Here is a 17429-nt window from a genome sequence, read left to right as displayed (position 1 = left end):
GAGCCCGGCCGCCGATGCTGACCCAAGCGCTTCTGGTTGACGACAGCCGCTCCATCCTCAACTTCCTGAAACGTCACATCGAGGCCGAAGGTCTGGTCGAAGCCACCACCTTCCTCGATCCCGTCGAAGCGCTGACCTGTGCGCGCGAGCGCGTTTTCGACCTCGTGCTGGTCGACTACGAGATGCCGCATATGGACGGCATCAGCTTCATCCGGGTCTTCCGTACCCTGCCCGGCTGTGCCGACATCCCGATCGCGATGATCACCTCGCGACAGACCGACGACGTCAAGATGGAAGCGCTGCAGGCCGGTGCAACCGATTTCCTGCCCAAGCAGCCGCAAAGCGTCGAGATGACGGTACGTCTGCGGAATTTGATTCAGCTTGGTGCAGCCGTGCGCAAGCTCAACGATCGCGCCGCGCATCTGGCCAGTGAAGTCGCAGCCGCGACGCGGAAGCTCGGCGAGCGCGAGGAGGAGATCATCCTGCGCCTCGCGCTCGCGGTCGAATATCGCGACAACGACACCGGAGAGCACACGCTGCGGGTCGCCCGGTACAGCCGCATCATCGCCGAGCAGCTCGGCCTGCCGGCCCGGCTCTGCCGCGACATCTATCTGGCCGCGCCGCTGCACGACGTCGGCAAGGTCGCCATTCCCGACAATATCCTGCTCAAGCCGGGCAAGCTGACCGCCGAGGAGATAGCGGTGATCCGCACCCATGCGACGATCGGCGAGCGGATCCTGGCGGATTCCGGCTGCGAGCTGATCCAGCTCGGTGCGCAAATTGCCGCAGGTCATCATGAGCGCTGGGACGGCGCGGGCTATCCGAACGGTCTCAAGTCAGACGAGATCCCGGTTGCCGCACGCGTCGTCGCGGTCGCCGACGTGTTCGACGCCCTGACGACGCGGCGCCCCTACAAGGAGCCGATGCCGATCGAGGCGGCGCGCAATTACCTGATCGAGCATCAGGGGCGGCAATTCGACCCGGCCTGCGTCGAGGCATTCCTGTCGCGCTGGAAGGAGGTCGTGGAGATCGCTGCGGGGCAGCAGGCCACGCCGTTTCAGAAGACGGACGCCGCGCTCGTTTCCGAGAGTGCAGCGGAGAGCCGTCCGGTCGAGCCCGTCCCGGCCGCCTGAGAATTCGCCCAAGAGCTTGCCGCGGCTCCGTTTTCTCCGGTCGCCGGGTTGAACCTGTTCCTGCTAGAGTGGCACCAATAACAAAGAGTGATTCTGCTCACACTTGCCTGGATGCCCTGCTGCTAAGCATCGGACCAGGACGGGGACTGGTCATACGTCGGTCAAACTGGATGAGAATTCCCATGAAAAGCCTGCTCGGCGCCGCTGTCGGCGCGTTCTGTATTGCGGCCCCCGCCTTGGCGGAGACCCCTGCCGCCATCGTCGAGGACGTGCAAGGTAAGGTCGACGGCGTCGAATTCATGGACTACGTCGCGGCGGGCAAGATCATCAAGCTCGGACCGAAGGCCAGCATCACGCTCAGCTATCTCAAATCCTGCCTGCGCGAGACGATCAGCGAAGGCGTCGTGCTGGTCGGCGCCGAGCAAAGCACCGTGCAGCTTGGCGAGGTGCAGCGCGCCAAGGTGCCCTGTGACACCAAGGCAGCGCAGCTCTCCGAGCGCGAAGCGAATCAGAGTGCCGCCACCACGTTCCGGACCATGCGGCCCGACACCAAGGCCGCTCCGTCCAGACTGCCGACGCTCTACGGCGTCGCGCCGATCGTCCAGGCCAAGAGCGGCAGCACGCTGGTGATCGAGCGCACCGACGGCAAGGAGCCCACGATCAGCGTAGCGCTCAAGAGCGACGTCATGACCCGTGGCAAGTTCTATGATTTTGCCAAGGCCGGAAAGTCGCTGACGCCGGGCGGCAGCTATCTCGCAAGCCTCGGCACCAAGCGTTACACCTTCCAGGTCGACGCCAGCGCCACCGCCGCGCCGACCCCGATCATCGGCCGCCTGCTGCGGCTCGAATAAGCGGACCTAGCGACGGGGCGATGCGGCGGATCGGGGGACGGGACATCGTTGCAGCGATCGTGATTGCGCTCGTGACGGGCGCAATTTTCACGTCTCCGCCGCTTCAAGTCCTGCAAGGCCTCTCGCTCGACATCCTCACGGCACTGCGCGGCAAGCTGATTGGCGACCGCCGCGATCCCGCGACATCGCCGGTCGTCGTCGTGGCGATCGACAGTGAAACCTACGAGACGGCGCCGTTCCAGGGATCGCCGACGCAAACCTGGACACGCGAGATCGGCCGGGTGCTCGACAGCATCAGCGAAGGCGGCGCCAAGGTGATCGGCTTCGACGTCATCTTCAAGAACTCGATCGAGCAGTCGGAGATTCCCTTTGGCGACACGTCGTTCGGCAGCCGTGTGAGAGGATTTGACCGTGACTATCTGATTGCGCTCAGGCGACTCTCGGACAGCGGCAAGCTCGTGCTCGGCGAAATCCTGAGCAACGACCATCCGGAAGTGCCCTATCGCGCCCAGCAAGTGGCCGTGCGCAACACCGTCCGGGCGCTCAATGTCCACACCGACCACGACGACGTCATCCGGCGAATGCCGTTGAGCTTCGCCATCGAGAGCCGGCCGGTCCCCGCGATGGCGGCCGAGCTCGCGGCGCGCGCGACCGGCGCAAAGCCCGAGATCGCGCCTTCCGGCGCGACCGAATTGTCCGGCTACGCGATCCCGAGCGCGGTGCCGAATACAATGACGCTCAACTTCCGAGGGCTGGGACGCGACATCCCGACCTTTTCCTTCGTCGATCTGCACGCCTGCGCCGAAAAGGGTGACCGCGATTTCTTCCGCCGCGCTTTCGGCGGCAAGGTCGTGCTGGTTGGCACGGTCCTGAATTTCGAGGACCGCAAGCTCACCTCGATGCGCCTGTCCGGCGGCTATGATGGAACGCCGGCCGCCCGATGCGCCCTGCCCGCGCCGGCAAGCTCGCCGCAAAAAGCGCGCAGCGACGTCGCGGGTGTCTTCGTGCACGCCACGGCCGTACGAAACCTGATCGAGCACGACGCCACGACCGAGCTCGGCTTTCCGATGCGGACCATTCTCACGATCGTGGTCGCCGCAATCATCGCCTGCGCGGCCTCCATATTCGCGCCGACCGGCGCGCTGGCCGCATGGCTCGTCCTCACTGCCGTCTACACCGCAATAGCCGTCGGCGCCTTCGTTCATGCGAAGGCGCTGCCGCTGGCGGAGCCTGCGCTCGCGAGCCTTGCGGCACTCGCATCGATGATCGGCTATCGCTTCGTGCTGGCCGATCGCGACGAGCGCTTCCTGCGCAAGAGCTTTGCGCTCTATCTCGCGCCCGAAGTGATCGACACCATGGTCGCTTCCGGCAAGATGCCGGCGCTCGGCGGTGAGATGCGCAACGTCACCATGTTCTTCTCCGATCTCAGCGGTTTCTCGTCGATTGCCGAGACCATGACACCGGGCGAGCTGGTGACGCTGATGAACGAATATCTTTCCGCCATGACCGACATCATCGAAGGCCACGGCGGTTACGTCGACAAATATATCGGCGATTCCATCGTCGCCATGTTCGGCGCGCCGGCCGACGATCCCGCACATGCAACGAACGCGGTTCGCGCCGCGCTGAGGTGCCACGAAAAGCTGGCCGAGCTCAACGCCAATCACCCCGCCTTTGCCGGCCATGGCCTGTCGCACCGCATCGGCCTCAACAGCGGTGAAGCCGTCGTCGGCAACATCGGCTCGCGCCGCCGCTTCAATTACACCGTGATGAGTGACACCGTGAACGTCGCCTCGCGGCTCGAGGGCGCCAACAAATACTACGGCACCGCGATCATGGCCTCCGAAACGACGATGGCGCAGACCGGCGATACGTTTGCCTGGCGCGAGCTCGACGCGATCCGCGTACTGGGCCGCGGCGAGGCGATCAAGGTGTTCGAGCCACTGGCGGAGACAGGCGCAGAGAGCGCCGAACAGACGAAGGTGGCGACGACGTATGCGGAAGGGCTCGCCAGCTGGCGCGCGCGGGAGTTTGCGAAGGCGGCGGATGCGTTCGGGCAGATGGCAAAGACCGATTCGGCATCAGCGCTGTTCGCCAAGCGCGCGCTAGCATTCACCGCGAATCCACCGCCGCCGGATTGGACCCCGGTCAATACGCTGGAAGGGAAGTGACGGCAGGAAGTCTGCCGCTTCTCACCCTCTCCCCATGTGGGAGAGCGTGGCTCGCCGACAACATCACCCTAAAACGGCAGTCCCACATAATTCTCCGCGAGCAGACGCTGCGCGGTCTCCGACGAGAGCAGATAGTCGAGCTCGGTCTGCTGCAGCCGGTCCTCGTAGTCGAGCCGGTCGGGGAAACGATGCAGCAGCATCGTCATCCACCAGGAAAAGCGCTGCGCCTTCCAGATCCGCGCCAGCGCCTTGGCGGAATAGCCTTCAAGGCCGGAATCATCGCCGCTCTGAAAATGCGCGAGCAGGGCGTGGTAGAGATAGTAGATGTCGGACGCAGCGCTGTTCAGCCCGCGCGCGCCCGTCGGCGGCACGATGTGAGCGGCGTCGCCGGCAAGGAACAGCCGGCCATAGCTCATCGGCTCGGCAACGAAGCTGCGCAGCGGCGCGATGCTCTTCTCGATCGACGGCCCCGTGATCAGGTTGCCGGCGACCTGATCCGGCAGGCGGCGCATTAGCTCGGCCCAGAACGCATCGTCCGACCAATCCTCCACCTTGTCGGTCAAGGGCACTTGGATGTAGTAGCGGCTGAGCACCTGCGAGCGCAGCGAACAGAGCGCAAAGCCGCGCTCGTGCTTCACATAGATCAGCTCGGGCGACACGGGTTTCGTGCGCGACAGCACGCCCAGCCAGCCGAACGGATAGACCTTCTCATATTCGCGTAGCACGTCCTTCGGGATCGATTTGCGGCTGACGCCGTGAAAGCCGTCGGCGCCGACGATATAGTCGCAATCGACACGGACGGTCTCGCCGTTCGATCGATAGGTCACGTAGGGCCGGTCCGACGTCAGATCATGCGGCGTCACGTCTTCGGCGTTGTGCACGACCTTGCCGCCGAGGCGGTCACGTGCCTCATAGAGGTCGCGCGTCAGCTCGGTCTGGCCGTAGACCAGTACCGAATTGCCGCCGGAATGCTTGTGCAGATCGATCTTGGACAGCACGCCGTCATGGGCGATCTCGAAGCCGGTGTGAATCTCGCCCTCGCGGTCCATCCGCTCGCCGCACTGCGCCTCGCGCATCAGCTTGGCGAAGCCATGCTCGAGCACGCCGGCGCGGATGCGGGCGAGCACATGGTCGCGGCTGTATTTCTCCAGCACGATCGTGTCGATGCCCTTGAGGTGCAGGAGCTGGGACAACAGCAGCCCGGACGGCCCGCCGCCGATGATACAGACCTGAACTTTCATTTTTGCGTCCTCCCGTCGGCACTTTTTTGCAGATTTAATGCCGCGGACCGATGGAGGGTTTCGCCATTGTCTTGTACTATTCGAACATGAGAGCCACAGCCCCCGCGATCCGGATCTACAATCTGTTCGGCGAGTCCGGCGACTTGCCCGACGTCGTGCATTGCGAGACCATCGCGTCCCGCTCGGTGCTGCACGACTGGACCCTGGCCGTGCACCGGCATGCCCGGCTGCACCAGGTGCTGCTGATCGAGCGCGGCGGCGGCGAAGCGACGCTGGATGGACGCGTGGTGACGTTGAGGCCGATGCAGATCGTCAACGTGCCGGTCGGTCACGTCCACGGCTTCCGCTTCGTGCCCGATACCCAAGGATGGGTGCTGACGATCGCCGCGGAGATCCTGGATGAGGCGCTGCTCGCAGCCGAGGGCCTGCGCGGCGCGCTATCGCGCTCGGCCGTGGTCCGCAGCACGCCGCAGATCCGCGCCATCATGAAGCAGATCTTCGCCGAACATGCCGCGCGCGATTTCGGCCGCGCGCATGTGCTGCGCGCGTTGTCGGCCGCCATGATCGGGCTGGTGGCCCGCGCGCTCACCAGCGAGAGCGGCGGCAACGGCACAATCGAATCCAGCCTGTTTCGCCGCTTCGAGGCGCTGCTGGAGCAGCACCATCTGGAGCGCTGGAGCGTCGCGGATTATGCCGAGGCGCTGGCCGTCACCCCGACCCACCTCAACCGGATCACACGGGCGGCGACCGGTGATACCGCCTCGCACCTCATCCTCAACCGGCTGATCCGCGAGGCCCGCCGCAACCTCGTCTACACCAATCTGCCGGTCTCGACGATCGCCTACACGCTCGGCTTCGAGGATCCCGCCTATTTCAGCCGCGTCTATGCCGCAGCCACGGGCGTGTCACCGCGCGCCTTCCGCGCGCAGCTCCATGGCGACGAGAGCTGACACATCGGACGAACGATCCGGGCGGCGCTTATGGTCGGAGGCCGGCCGCGAACTGTAATTCCGCTGGCTGTCGGTGCGGCCACTTACCTTCGTATAGGGGAAGCTACCCTTTGTACAATTGAGGAAGGGTTGCACGCGCCTTAGCGTGGCTGCATTCGGCGCCCTGGCGCTGGTGGCATCGAACCTCCCTAACCTCGGCGCAAGACGGCCCTCCTGTCCGGTCGTCTGCGTCGCTTTTTCAACAGGGCCGCCGACGCTGTCAGTGCTTTCCGGCCCACACAGCGTGCCCTGACGCCGGACCGGCTGCTTTCATTCGGAACGGGGGATTTGTGCAGAATGTCTTCGATCGAGAAGATCGCACTCTTTATCGACGGTTCCAATTTCCATGCCACCTCCAAGGCGCTCGGCTTCGACATCGATTACAGGCGTCTGCTCGACGAATTTCAAAGCCGGGGCACGCTGTTGCGCGCCTTCTACTTCACGACCGTCATCGAGGATCAGGAGTTTTCGTCGATCCGCCCGTTGATCGATTGGCTCGACTATAACGGGTACACCGTCGTCACCAAACCCACCAAGGAGTTCGTCGACGCCACTACGGGCCGCCGCAAGGTGAAGGGCAGCATGGATGTCGAGCTTGCCGTGAGCGCGATGGAGCTTGCCGAACATGTCGACCAGATCGTGTTGTTCTCGGGCGATGGAGATTTTCGTTCGCTGGTGGAGGCCCTGCGACGCCGCGGCGTCCGCGTGACGGTCGTCTCCACGCTCGCCACTCAGCCCCCCATGGTCGCCGACGACCTGCGCCGGCAGGCGGATGTCTTCATTGATCTGGTCGAACTGAGACCAAAGGTCGGCCGCGATCCGGTCGACCGGCCGGCATCGCGCGAGGTGCGGCAGCCACCGCAATTCCTCGCGCGCGGAACGATCAAGCGCGACGACCGGGTAGAGTGACCCTGCGGGACGCCGCCCGATCGTCACACGTCGAAGAACACCGTCTCCTCCGGCCCCTGCAGATTGATTGTGAAGGAATACACGACCTTGCCGGCACGCTCACCGCGCTTGGCGATCAGGGTCGAGCGCCGGGACGGCTGTTCGATCAGGTTGAGCACGGGGTCGGCGGCGTTGGCGGCCTCTTCATCCGAGAAATAGAGCCGCGTGTTGAGGCCGATATTGATGCCGCGCGCAACGATCCAGACATTGACATGCGGCGCGCATGTCCGGCCAGTCTTGTCGACGATCGCGCCCGGCTTGATGGTCTCGAACGTCACGAGACCGCTCTCGAAATCGGAGCCGGCGCGGCCCCAGCCGCGAAACTCCTCACTCGGCGCGCCGGCCGAACGATCGGCCGGATGGTTGTAGCGGCCATTCGCATTGGCCTGCCAGATCTCCAGCAGCACGTCGCGCAGCGGCGTCCCGGTGCCGTCGAGCACCTTGCCTTCCAGCGTGATGCGCTCGCCCTGCGTATTCGGCGTTGTCAGGACATTCGAGAAATTCTTCTCGAAAATGTCGAAGCCGGCCATCGCCGGGATCAGTCCGATATGGACATAGGGACCCGCGGTCTGCGAGGCGGTTTCCTTGAGATAGTTGAGCGGCTGCGCCATGGATTTCAGTTCCCCGCGGTTCGATTTTCAAAATAGGTGGAGCGCTGGCCGCGCAGCACGATGTCGAAGCGGTAGGCGAGCGAGTCGAACGGCGTCGAGGCGTTGAGGTCGAGCGGCGCCACCAAGCGGTCGAGCGCATCCTTGTCCGGTATGGTCGTCAGGATCGGACAGATCGGGATCAGGGGATCGCCCTCGAAATACATCTGCGTGATCAGACGCTGCGCGAAGCCGGAACCGAACACGGAGAAATGGATGTGGGCGGGACGCCAGCTGTTGACGTAGTTGCGCCAGGGATAGGGCCCCGGCTTTACGGTACGGAAATAGTAGTAGCCGGTGTCGTCCGTCAGCGCGCGGCCGCAGCCGCCGAAATTCGGGTCGATCGGCGCCAGATACGTGTCCTTCTTGTGCCGGTAGCGGCCGCCGGCATTGGCCTGCCAGAACTCGACCAGCGTGTTCGGCACGCCGCGGCCGGTCTCGTCGACCACGCGGCCGTGGACGACGATGCGCTCGCCGATCGGATCGCCGTCCTTGGCGTAGTTGCGGATCAAATCGTTGTCGAGCGGGCCGAGATCGTTGTGGCCGAACACCGGCCCCGTGATCTCGGAGATCGAATTCTCCAGCGACAGTAGCGCCTGCCGCGGCGAGCGCAGCACCGAGGATTTGTAGCCGGGCGCATGCGCCGGCGGATGGATGGAGCGGTCGCGCTGGAAAAAGCCGCCGTCTCCGAGCGGCGGCGTCAGGGGCTCGGGACGGTTGAGGCGGGGATCCCGCAAGGCTGGCGCCTGGGCATTCATCGTGTCTCTCCCTGGGGCGCCCGGTCCGGACGCGGCTTATCGGGAGATCATGGTCCGGTCTATTCCCCGGATAAATAGATCGATTATAATATATTGCATGAAAGAAATCGATCATTTGGCGCTCGACGGCCACGCGCTCGAACTGTTCCTCGCCGTGCTGGAGGAGGGCTCGGTCACCGCGGCGGCAACCCGGCTCGGCCTGACGCAATCGGCGGTCAGTCACGGGCTGAACAAGCTGCGGCGGATCGCAGGCGATCCGCTATTCGCGAAATCCGGCCGCGGCATCGTCGCCACCGCGCATGCGCAGGCCCTCGCCGCAAAGGCACGGGCACTGATCGACGAGATGCGGAGCTTTGCCGGGGGCGTCACGTTCGAGCCGGCGCGCGCGCAGCTTTCGCTGACGGTTGCCGCCAATGACTTCCAGCGCGATCTGCTGCTGCCGCGGTTCTTCGCTCATGTCGCGGCACAAGTGAAAGGCCTGAACCTGCGCGTGATCCCTTCGCAGTCCCCCTCGCCTGCGATGCTGCGGGAAAACCGCTGCGACGTCCTGATCACGCCGTTACCACCGTCCGGTATCGATATCGTGCAGAAGCGCCTCTTGAGCGATCATTACGTCTGTTACTTCGATCCCAGGATGCGCACGGCTCCGACCGGCCGCGGGGCCTATCTCGCGGCGCGTCACATCACCGTCGTCTATACCGACAACGAGCGGCTCGACTTCGACCGGCGGTTGGCGGCCAACGGTCTTCACCGCGACATCGCCATCTCGGTGCCGAGCTTTTCCGGCGTGCCGTCCTTCCTGCGCGGCACGCAAATGCTGGCGAGCATGCCGAGCCTGCTGGCGTCCGGGATCATGCGCGATTTCGCGCAAACGCGGATTCCGCTGGCGTCCCGCACGCGGACGCTGGCCGAGCTACCGATGTTCATGGTCTGGCACCAGCGCTATCAGAAGGACCCGGCCCATCGCTGGGTCAGGAGCCAGCTCGAGACGGTCGCAGCGACGGCCGCCAAGGCATGATAGCGATACCGTCTTTCGGAAGACCAGCCCTCGCCAAACCCACTGGTTGCGCGCGGGCCGCCACGCTAGAATTCCCCCATGACAGTGACCGACATTGCGAGCCGGACCTACAATCACAGCTGGCGGCTGGATCCCATCATCCGCAGCCTGCTTGATACCGACTTCTACAAGCTATTGATGTTGCAAATGATTCGGGAAGACTACCCGGATCAGCAGGTGACCTTCTCGGTCATCAACCGCTCGCGCCATGTGCGGCTCGCCGAGATCATCGACGAGGGCGAGCTGCGCGCCCAGCTCGACCATGCCCGCACCATCCGCTTCACCAAGAAGGAGCTGATCTGGCTCGCCGGTAACACCTTCTACGGCAAGACCCACATGTTCTCGGCGGACTTCATCCGCTGGCTGGCTGAATTCCGCCTTCCCGAATACGAGCTGCGCAAGGTCGAGGGCCAGTACGAGCTGCATTTCCACGGGCCGTGGTCGCACACCACGATGTGGGAGATTCCGGCGCTCGCAATCCTCAACGAACTGCGCTCCCGTGCGGCGATCAAGGGCCGCGGCCGCTTCGAGCTCGACGTGCTCTATGCCCGCGCCAAGGCCAAGCTCTGGACCAAGGTGGAGCGTCTTCGCAAGCTCGAGAATCTGCGCCTGTCCGACTTCGGCACCCGCCGCCGTCACGGCTTCCTCTGGCAGCGCTGGTGCGTGGAGGCGGTGAAGGAAGGCCTGGGCTCGTCCTTCATCGGCACGTCCAACGTGCTGCTGGCCATGGACAATGATCTCGAGGCCATCGGCACCAATGCACACGAGCTGCCGATGGTCGCGGCCGCGCTCGCCAAGGACGATGAGGAATTGCGCTGGGCGCCCTATCGCATTCTCGACCAGTGGCGCCAGACCTATGGCGGCAACCTCCTGATCGCATTGCCCGACGCCTTCGGCACCAAGGCCTTCCTGCGCGATGCACCGGAATGGGTCGCCGACTGGACCGGCTTCCGGCCCGACAGCGCGCCGCCGATCCAGGCCGGCGAGGAGATCGTCGCCTGGTGGGAGAAGAAGGGTCGTAATCCCAAAGACAAGCTGCTGGTCTTTTCCGACGCAATGGACGTCGGCTCGATCGAGGAGACCTATCATCACTTCGCCGGCCGGGTGCGGCTCTCCTTCGGCTGGGGCACCAACCTCACCAATGATTTCGTCGGCTGCACGCCGGACGGCTCGTTCAATCTCGATCCGATCTCGCTGGTCTGCAAGGTGTCGTCGGTCGACGGCCGTCCCGCCGTCAAGCTCTCCGACAATCCGGAGAAGGCGACCGGCATGCCCTCGGAGATCGAGCGTTACTTGCGCGTGTTCGGCGACGCCGGCCGCGTGCGCAAGCCGGTGCTGGTCTAGTCGCGGACCCCAACTCCCTTCGTCGAGCAAAGCGCGCACGCCGAATGTAATGGGTCAGTTCGCCCGATTGCCCGGCATTTGAAGCAATCTGCAGGCATTCAGTTCGCGACGCTTTCACCCTGCAATGTAGTCCTCCACCCATTTCAGGTCGAGTTAAGCAACCATCGCATCTAGTTCAAGTTGCAGGCGCAGCGCTCCGCTGGGGGCATTGCGCGATTTGGGGAACGGTAGCGTGTTTCGCAGAACAGCGACGTCGAGGAAGGGACGCAGCTTTCTTCACGTCATCAAGCTCGTCTCGCCTTTCGTGATGGTCGTCGTGCTTCAGGCGGCGGTCGCGGGATTCAGTCTCGAGGTGATGTCTTCGGTTCGCGCCTATGTCGCGGGCGAAGCGTTGTGGTCGCGTTCGCAAAAGAACGCCGTCTATTTCCTCAACCTCTATCTGCATTCCGGCGATCCCGGCCAGTTCGCGCAGTACCAGGCCTCGCTCGCCGTTCCCATCGGCGACGAGTTCGCGCGCTGGGCACTCGAGCGCGATCCGGTCGACGTCGAGGCGGCCCGCATCGGTTTCCTGCAAGGCGGCAATCATCCCGATGACGTTCCGGGATTGATCTGGCTGTTTCGCTATTTCAACCGCGTCAGCTTCCTGCAGGAAGCGATCCGCGAGTGGGCCGCTACCGACCCCATGCTGCTGGAGCTGAGCGTCTTCGGCGAGGTCATCCGGTCCGAGTGGGAGAACGGTCCTGTTCAGGATGCAAACCGCCTGCAGCTCCTGTCGTCACGGCTCTCCGAGCTCAACGCCCAGTTCACGGTGCACGCCAACCGGTTCTCGACCGTCCTCGGCGAAGGCTCCCGCGCCATCAAGCTGACGCTGACCGGCATCAACATCGTCACCGCCGTGACGCTGATCCTGCTCCTGATCTGGCACACCAGGCGATTGGTGCTGCAACGACAGGCGTTCGAACATGCTCTGCATGAAGAGAAGGAGCGTCTGGCCTTCCAGGCTTCGCACGACTGGCTGACCGGCTTGTCCAATCGCCGCGCCTTCGAGGCGCGCCTGCAAGGCGAGCTCGACATTGCCGCGGCGGATTCGCTCAGCCTGATCCTGCTCGACCTCGACCAGTTCAAGAACGTCAACGACAGCTGCGGACACCTTGCGGGCGATCGCCTGCTCTGCCAGGTCTCGCGCCTCCTGCAACAGGACCGGCGCCCGCACGATCTGGTGGCGCGCCTGGGCGGCGACGAATTCGGCCTGATCCTGCCGCAGTGCTCGCCTTACGATGCGGTCGATATCGCCGAACGACTGCGGCGAGCGCTGGAGCTGTTCACCTTCGCCTGGGACGGTCGCTGCTTTGCGGTGACCGCGAGCATCGGTGTCGCCTGCATTGCCGACAGCACCACCACGCTCGAGGACGCGATGCGACGCGCGGACGCCGCCTGCTATCGGGCCAAGGAAAAGGGACGCAACCGAGTCCAAGTCGACGGCGGAAGGCCGGACGTCGTCCTCGTTGCAGCACGGCCGCGCGAAGCTGCACGGGCCTGAGGCCCAAGCCTCGTTTGCTGGCCTCGTTCACCGCAAAGGCAGAATTCCGAGACCGGCGAGATGCACGTCGATAAACTGGTCGACCTGCTGGCGCAGCATCTGGGGCGGCACGGCCACCATGCGCTCCTCGAGACCCAGCGAGATGATCCCGTGCACGGCGGAAAACAGGGTGCGCGACAACAGCGCGATCTTCACGTCGTCCGCATCAGGTAGCAGCCGTACCAGCGGTGGGTGCATGAGGGCGAAAGCATCCATCACCATCTGCAGGATGTCGTCGGGATAAGGACGGTCGTCCTCCATCCGATGCTCGAACAGCGAGCGCAGCAGATTGGCGTGCTCGGCGAAGAATTCGAGATAGGTCTCGGCAAGTCCGTAGAGCTGGCGCACGGGGTCTTGGCCCGGCACCCCGCGAAGCCGGGCCGTAAGGGCCTGAACGGTCTCCCGATTGACGGTGAGGATCACGCCATCGAAGTCGCCGAACTCGTTATAGACGCTGCCAACGGAACAGCCGGCGGCCTCCGCAACGTCACGAACCTTCAATGATTTCAATCCTTTAGTCGCGATAATGCCGCGGGCGATCTCCAGGATCTGGAGCCGCCGCCGATTCTTTTTTCGATCTCGCAGCGATTCTTCTTGAACGTTGTTCATTTTCGAGCTACTCACGTGAACATTGTTCAAACTAGAACGGAGACCTGCAAAATGCAAACCCTCGCTGTTGATATCGCCGCCACCTTCGTCGATGACGCCGCCGCTCTCGTGACCGGCTTTGGCCGGACCGTTCTTGGGTTCGCGATGAGGCCGATCAATCGCATCGCCAACGCCTGTGATGTCGCCGGCGTGCTTGCGGAACGTCGGGCGGCCTTCCGGATGTGGCGGGCCAGCCGCGATCGTGCACGTCTCGAAGGGCGCAAGTTTAGCATTCTTGGCCGCTTCTCGCCCTTTCGCCACCTCTCCCATCTGACCTGAGACGAGTGTGGCGGGCCCCTCCCCAGTTTGGCCCGAATTCCCAAACTGCTTGCAAGGAAGGACTCACCATGTCCGGACAATCGCGGTTGATCCCGCTGGCCTCCATGAGGCGGTTCAGGTTTTCATCATCGCCCGGGCCATATCCCGGTCAGCGCGGCCGGCACGGCCGCGACCAGATATTTGCGAACCTAACGAGACCAGTTGGAGACCAACAGGATCGGAGGAACCGAGGGGACAGAGCAGGTCGGCGACATCCTCGCCGTGCGATCGTTCACCCCACGCGCTTCCGGTCGTGACGCTTCACAGACAACGTAACAACCTCAGGCTGCCTTTCCAAAACAGGACTAGTCATGATCAGGGAATTGATGTCGTCACGCCGCTTTGCGCCGCTGTTCTGGGCGCAGTTCTTCTCGGCGCTGAATGACAACGTGCTCAAGAACGCACTCGTCATCATTCTGCTTTACAGTGCCGCAACCGGCCACGGCGATGCGCTGGTCACGGTGGCCGGCGCCGTCTTCATCTTCCCCTATTTCATCCTCTCCGGGCTCGGCGGCCAGCTCGCCGACAAATACGTCAAATCCGTCGTCGCACGGCGGCTCAAATTCGCCGAGATCTTCGCAGCCTGCTTTGCCGCCGCCGGCTTCTTCCTGCACTCGGTGCCGCTCTTGTTCGCGGCGCTCGCACTGTTCGGCATCATCGCCGCCCTGTTTGGGCCCGTGAAATATTCCATGCTGCCGGATCAGCTCGAGCTCGGCGAGCTCGCGACCGGCAACGCCCTGGTCGAGGGCGCGACCTTCATGGCCATCCTGCTCGGCACCGTCGCAGGCGGCCAGTTCGTCGCCGGCTCCGCGCATATGGGCTGGGTCGCCTCGGCCGTGGTCGTGCTGGCCCTGCTGTCATGGGCGTTCGCGTCCCGCATTCCGCAGACAACGCCTTCCGCGCCCGACCTGCCCGTCGATGCCAATCCCTGGACCTCGACGGTGAGCCTGCTCAGGACCTTGCACGCCGACCACCGCCTGTGGGACGGCACCGTGATCGTCTCCTGGTTCTGGCTGGTCGGCGCCATCGTGCTGTCGCTGCTGCCGGCGCTGGTCAAGGATGTCGTCGGCGGCACCGAGGGCGTGGTGACGCTGTGCCTTGCGATCTTCGCGATCGGCATCGCGATCGGCTCGCTGTTCGCAGCCAGCCTCAGCCACGTTCGTCCGAACCTCGCGCTGGTGCCGATCGGCGCCATCATCATGGGATTCGCCGGGCTCGATCTCGCCTGGGCCATCGCCGTGACCGCCAAGGGCCAGAACATCGCCGCGCTCGACTTCGCAACCTCCTTCGCCGGCTTGCGCATGATGGTGGATTTCGTCGCCTTCGCGTTCGGCGGCGGCCTGTTCGTCGTTCCGTCGTTTGCCGCGGTCCAGGCCTGGTCGGCAGCGTCCGAGCGCGCCCGCATCATTGCCGCCGGCAACGTGCTGCAAGCCGCCTTCATGGTGGTGGGCTCGCTGTTCGTCGCGCTGCTGCAGGCGGGCGGATTGCATGTCGGCTGGATCTTCTTCGGCCTCGGCGTCGCCAGCTTTGGCGCGGTCTGGTTCGTGCTGACCAAGTGGGGCAAGGAAGGCGTGCGCGATTTCGGTGGACTGCTATTCCGTGCGCTGTTCCGCACCGAGGTGCGCGGGCTGGAAAACCTGCCGCCTCCAGGCACGCGGATGCTAATCGCGCCGAACCATGTCAGCCTGATCGACGGCCCGTTGCTGCACGCCGTGCTGCCGATCGACGCCAGCTTCGCGGTCGATACCGGCATTGCCAAGGCCTGGTGGGCCAAGCCGTTCCTGCGCGTCGTCAAGCACTACACCATGGATCCGACCAAGCCGCTGGCCGCGCGCGACCTGATCAAGCTCGTCGCCGCCGGCGAGCCCGTGGTGATCTTCCCGGAGGGGCGCATCACCGTCTCGGGCTCGCTGATGAAGGTCTATGACGGCACCGCGATGATCGCGGACAAGGCCGACGCCGTAGTCGTGCCGGTCCGCATCGAAGGCGCGCAACGCTCGCATCTCAGCTACCTCAATTCCAGCCAGATCAAGCGCTCGTGGTTTCCGCGGGTGACGGTCACGATCCTGCCGCCCGTCAAGCTTCCGGTCGATGAAGCGCTGAAGGGCAAGGCGCGCCGCAACGCCGCCGGTGCCGCGCTCCAGGACGTGATGATCGACGCTCTGGTGAAGAACGCCATGCTCGATCACTCGCTGTTCGAGGCACTTGGCCACGCCTATCGCGATCGCGACACCGGCAAGGTCATCATCGAGGATGCGCTCGGCACCAAGCTGACCTATCGCAAGCTGATCCTCGGCGCGCAGGTCTTGAGCCGCAAGCTCGAGACCAGCACCGCAATCGGCGAGAATGTCGGCGTGCTGTTGCCGAATTCCGCCGGCGTCGCCGTCGTCTTCATGGCGCTGCAGAACATCGGCCGGGTGCCGGCGATGCTCAACTTCTCCGCCGGCCCGGTCAACGTCCTCGCCGCCATGAAGGCCGCGCAGGTCAAGACCATGCTGACGTCGAAGGCGTTCATCGAGAAGGGCAAGCTCGACAAGCTGATGGCCGCGATCTCCACTGAGGCGCGCGTGGTCTATCTCGAAGACATCCGCGCCTCGATCGGCGTGGCCGACAAGATCAAGGGCCTGCTCGCCGGCACGACGCCCCGCGTCGTCCGTCAGGCCAACGATCCGGCTGTCGTGCTGTTCACGTCAGGTTCGGAAGGCACGCCCAAGGGTGTGGTGCTGTCCCACCGCAACATCCTCGCCAACGCCGCCCAGGCGCTGGCGCGGGTCGATGCCAACGCCAATGACAAGGTGTTCAACGTGCTGCCGGTGTTCCACTCGTTCGGCCTCACCGGCGGAATGATGATGCCGATGCTGGCGGGCATTCCGATCTACATGTACCCCTCGCCGCTGCACTACCGGATCGTGCCCGAGTTGATCTACCAGACCGGCGCCACCATCCTGTTCGGCACCGATACGTTCCTCACCGGCTATGCCCGGTCGGCGCACGCCTACGACTTCCGCACCCTGCGCCTCGTGATCGCCGGCGCCGAGGCGGTCAAGGACCGCACCCGGCAGGTGTTCATGGAGCGCTACGGCATCCGCATCCTCGAAGGCTACGGCGTCACCGAGACCGCGCCGGTGCTGGCGATGAACACGCCGATGGCGAACCGCCCCGGCACCGTCGGCCGTCTGTCGCCGCTGATGGAGAGCCGCCTCGATCCGGTCCCCGGCATCGAGGAAGGCGGACGCCTCTCGGTGCGCGGGCCGAACGTGATGCTCGGTTACCTCAGGGCCGAGAATCCCGGCGTACTCGAAAAGCTTCCCGAGGGCTGGCACGACACCGGCGACATCGTGGCGATCGACGCCGCCGGCTTCATCACCATCAAGGGCCGCGCCAAGCGCTTTGCCAAGATCGCGGGCGAAATGGTTTCGCTGTCGGCTGTCGAGAGCATCGCCACGACATTGTGGCCGCAGGCCGCATCGGTCGCCGTCTCGATCCCCGACCAGCGCAAGGGCGAGCGCATCGTGCTGCTGACAACGGAGAAGAGCGCCGAGCGCAGCGCGATGCAGGGCCAGGCCAAGGCGATCGGCGCGTCCGAGCTGACCGTGCCCGCGGCGATTATGGTCGTCGACAAGGTGCCGCTGCTCGGCACCGGCAAGACCGACTACGTCACGGCAACGACGATGGCCCGCGAGCAGGCGTCCGCGCCGGAGCGCGAAGTGGCGTAACCCGACCCATAGCCGTCGCACTGGCAGAG

Annotated in this window: 13 protein-coding genes; 9 read left to right on the top strand and 4 right to left on the bottom strand. The window is 64.5% G+C overall.

Annotated features, from left to right (window positions below; genetic code table 11):
• Nucleotides 1-14 precede the first annotated feature (14 nt).
• The 3 genes from UNPA324_RS31525 (at nucleotide 15) to UNPA324_RS31515 (ending at nucleotide 4155) form a co-directional block, all read left to right on the top strand.
• Nucleotides 15-1133, top strand: a complete 1119-nt coding sequence (locus tag UNPA324_RS31525; RefSeq protein ID WP_128916061.1) for an HD domain-containing phosphohydrolase — start codon at nucleotides 15-17, stop codon at nucleotides 1131-1133.
• 182 nt (nucleotides 1134-1315) lie between these two features.
• A complete protein-coding gene (locus UNPA324_RS31520; protein ID WP_181769587.1) occupies nucleotides 1316-1984 on the top strand; it encodes a hypothetical protein in 669 nt (222 codons plus the stop codon).
• 20 nt (nucleotides 1985-2004) lie between these two features.
• Nucleotides 2005-4155 carry an adenylate/guanylate cyclase domain-containing protein gene (locus UNPA324_RS31515; protein ID WP_141937856.1) on the top strand — a complete coding sequence of 717 codons (2151 nt, stop codon included), beginning with the start codon at nucleotides 2005-2007 and terminating at the stop codon, nucleotides 4153-4155.
• 68 nt (nucleotides 4156-4223) lie between these two features.
• On the opposite strand, the gene pobA is transcribed toward UNPA324_RS31515, so the two are convergent.
• Entirely contained in the window at nucleotides 4224-5396 is a 1173-nt protein-coding gene (pobA, locus tag UNPA324_RS31510) for a 4-hydroxybenzoate 3-monooxygenase (RefSeq protein WP_141937854.1), read from the bottom strand.
• A 50-nt stretch (nucleotides 5397-5446) separates the two neighbouring features.
• On the opposite strand from pobA, the gene UNPA324_RS31505 reads away from it, so the two are divergent.
• Both UNPA324_RS31505 and UNPA324_RS31500 read left to right on the top strand, forming a co-directional pair.
• Nucleotides 5447-6346 (top strand): helix-turn-helix domain-containing protein, encoded by a 900-nt coding sequence (locus tag UNPA324_RS31505; RefSeq protein ID WP_128916057.1) that lies wholly within the window; start codon nucleotides 5447-5449, stop codon nucleotides 6344-6346.
• 336 nt (nucleotides 6347-6682) lie between these two features.
• Nucleotides 6683-7294 (top strand): LabA-like NYN domain-containing protein, encoded by a 612-nt coding sequence (locus UNPA324_RS31500; protein ID WP_141937852.1) that lies wholly within the window; start codon nucleotides 6683-6685, stop codon nucleotides 7292-7294.
• 23 nt (nucleotides 7295-7317) lie between these two features.
• Here UNPA324_RS31500 and pcaG read toward each other — a convergent pair whose 3' ends face one another.
• Nucleotides 7318-7944 carry a protocatechuate 3,4-dioxygenase subunit alpha gene (gene pcaG / locus UNPA324_RS31495; RefSeq protein ID WP_141937850.1) on the bottom strand — a complete coding sequence of 209 codons (627 nt, stop codon included), beginning with the start codon at nucleotides 7942-7944 and terminating at the stop codon, nucleotides 7318-7320.
• A gap of 5 nt (nucleotides 7945-7949) precedes the next feature.
• Complete coding sequence (pcaH, locus tag UNPA324_RS31490) at nucleotides 7950-8738, bottom strand: protocatechuate 3,4-dioxygenase subunit beta (protein WP_128916055.1); 789 nt, start codon at nucleotides 8736-8738, stop codon at nucleotides 7950-7952.
• A gap of 97 nt (nucleotides 8739-8835) precedes the next feature.
• Between pcaH and UNPA324_RS31485 the strand changes: the two genes are divergently transcribed.
• The 3 genes from UNPA324_RS31485 to UNPA324_RS31475 all read left to right on the top strand — a co-directional run bounded on the left by UNPA324_RS31485 (nucleotide 8836) and on the right by UNPA324_RS31475 (nucleotide 12679).
• Nucleotides 8836-9756, top strand: a complete 921-nt coding sequence (locus UNPA324_RS31485) for a LysR family transcriptional regulator (RefSeq protein ID WP_181769586.1) — start codon at nucleotides 8836-8838, stop codon at nucleotides 9754-9756.
• Between the two features lie 78 nt (nucleotides 9757-9834).
• Entirely contained in the window at nucleotides 9835-11139 is a 1305-nt protein-coding gene (gene pncB, locus UNPA324_RS31480) for a nicotinate phosphoribosyltransferase (RefSeq protein WP_128916053.1), read from the top strand.
• A gap of 232 nt (nucleotides 11140-11371) precedes the next feature.
• Nucleotides 11372-12679 (top strand): GGDEF domain-containing protein, encoded by a 1308-nt coding sequence (locus UNPA324_RS31475; RefSeq protein ID WP_141937846.1) that lies wholly within the window; start codon nucleotides 11372-11374, stop codon nucleotides 12677-12679.
• Between the two features lie 27 nt (nucleotides 12680-12706).
• Here UNPA324_RS31475 and UNPA324_RS31470 read toward each other — a convergent pair whose 3' ends face one another.
• The gene (locus UNPA324_RS31470; RefSeq protein WP_181769695.1) at nucleotides 12707-13327 is read right to left on the bottom strand and encodes a TetR/AcrR family transcriptional regulator; all 621 of its coding nucleotides are present in this window, start codon (nucleotides 13325-13327) and stop codon (nucleotides 12707-12709) included.
• Between the two features lie 668 nt (nucleotides 13328-13995).
• On the opposite strand from UNPA324_RS31470, the gene UNPA324_RS31465 reads away from it, so the two are divergent.
• Entirely contained in the window at nucleotides 13996-17400 is a 3405-nt protein-coding gene (locus tag UNPA324_RS31465) for an acyl-[ACP]--phospholipid O-acyltransferase (RefSeq protein ID WP_141937842.1), read from the top strand.
• The last annotated feature ends 29 nt before the right edge of the window (nucleotides 17401-17429 follow it).

The sequence above is a fragment of the Bradyrhizobium sp. UNPA324 genome (genome assembly GCF_006658635.1).
Lineage (GTDB): Bacteria > Pseudomonadota > Alphaproteobacteria > Rhizobiales > Xanthobacteraceae > Bradyrhizobium > Bradyrhizobium nanningense.
The sequence above is the reverse complement of the archived record's forward strand: the minus strand, read 5'-3'. Positions and strand labels throughout refer to the sequence as shown.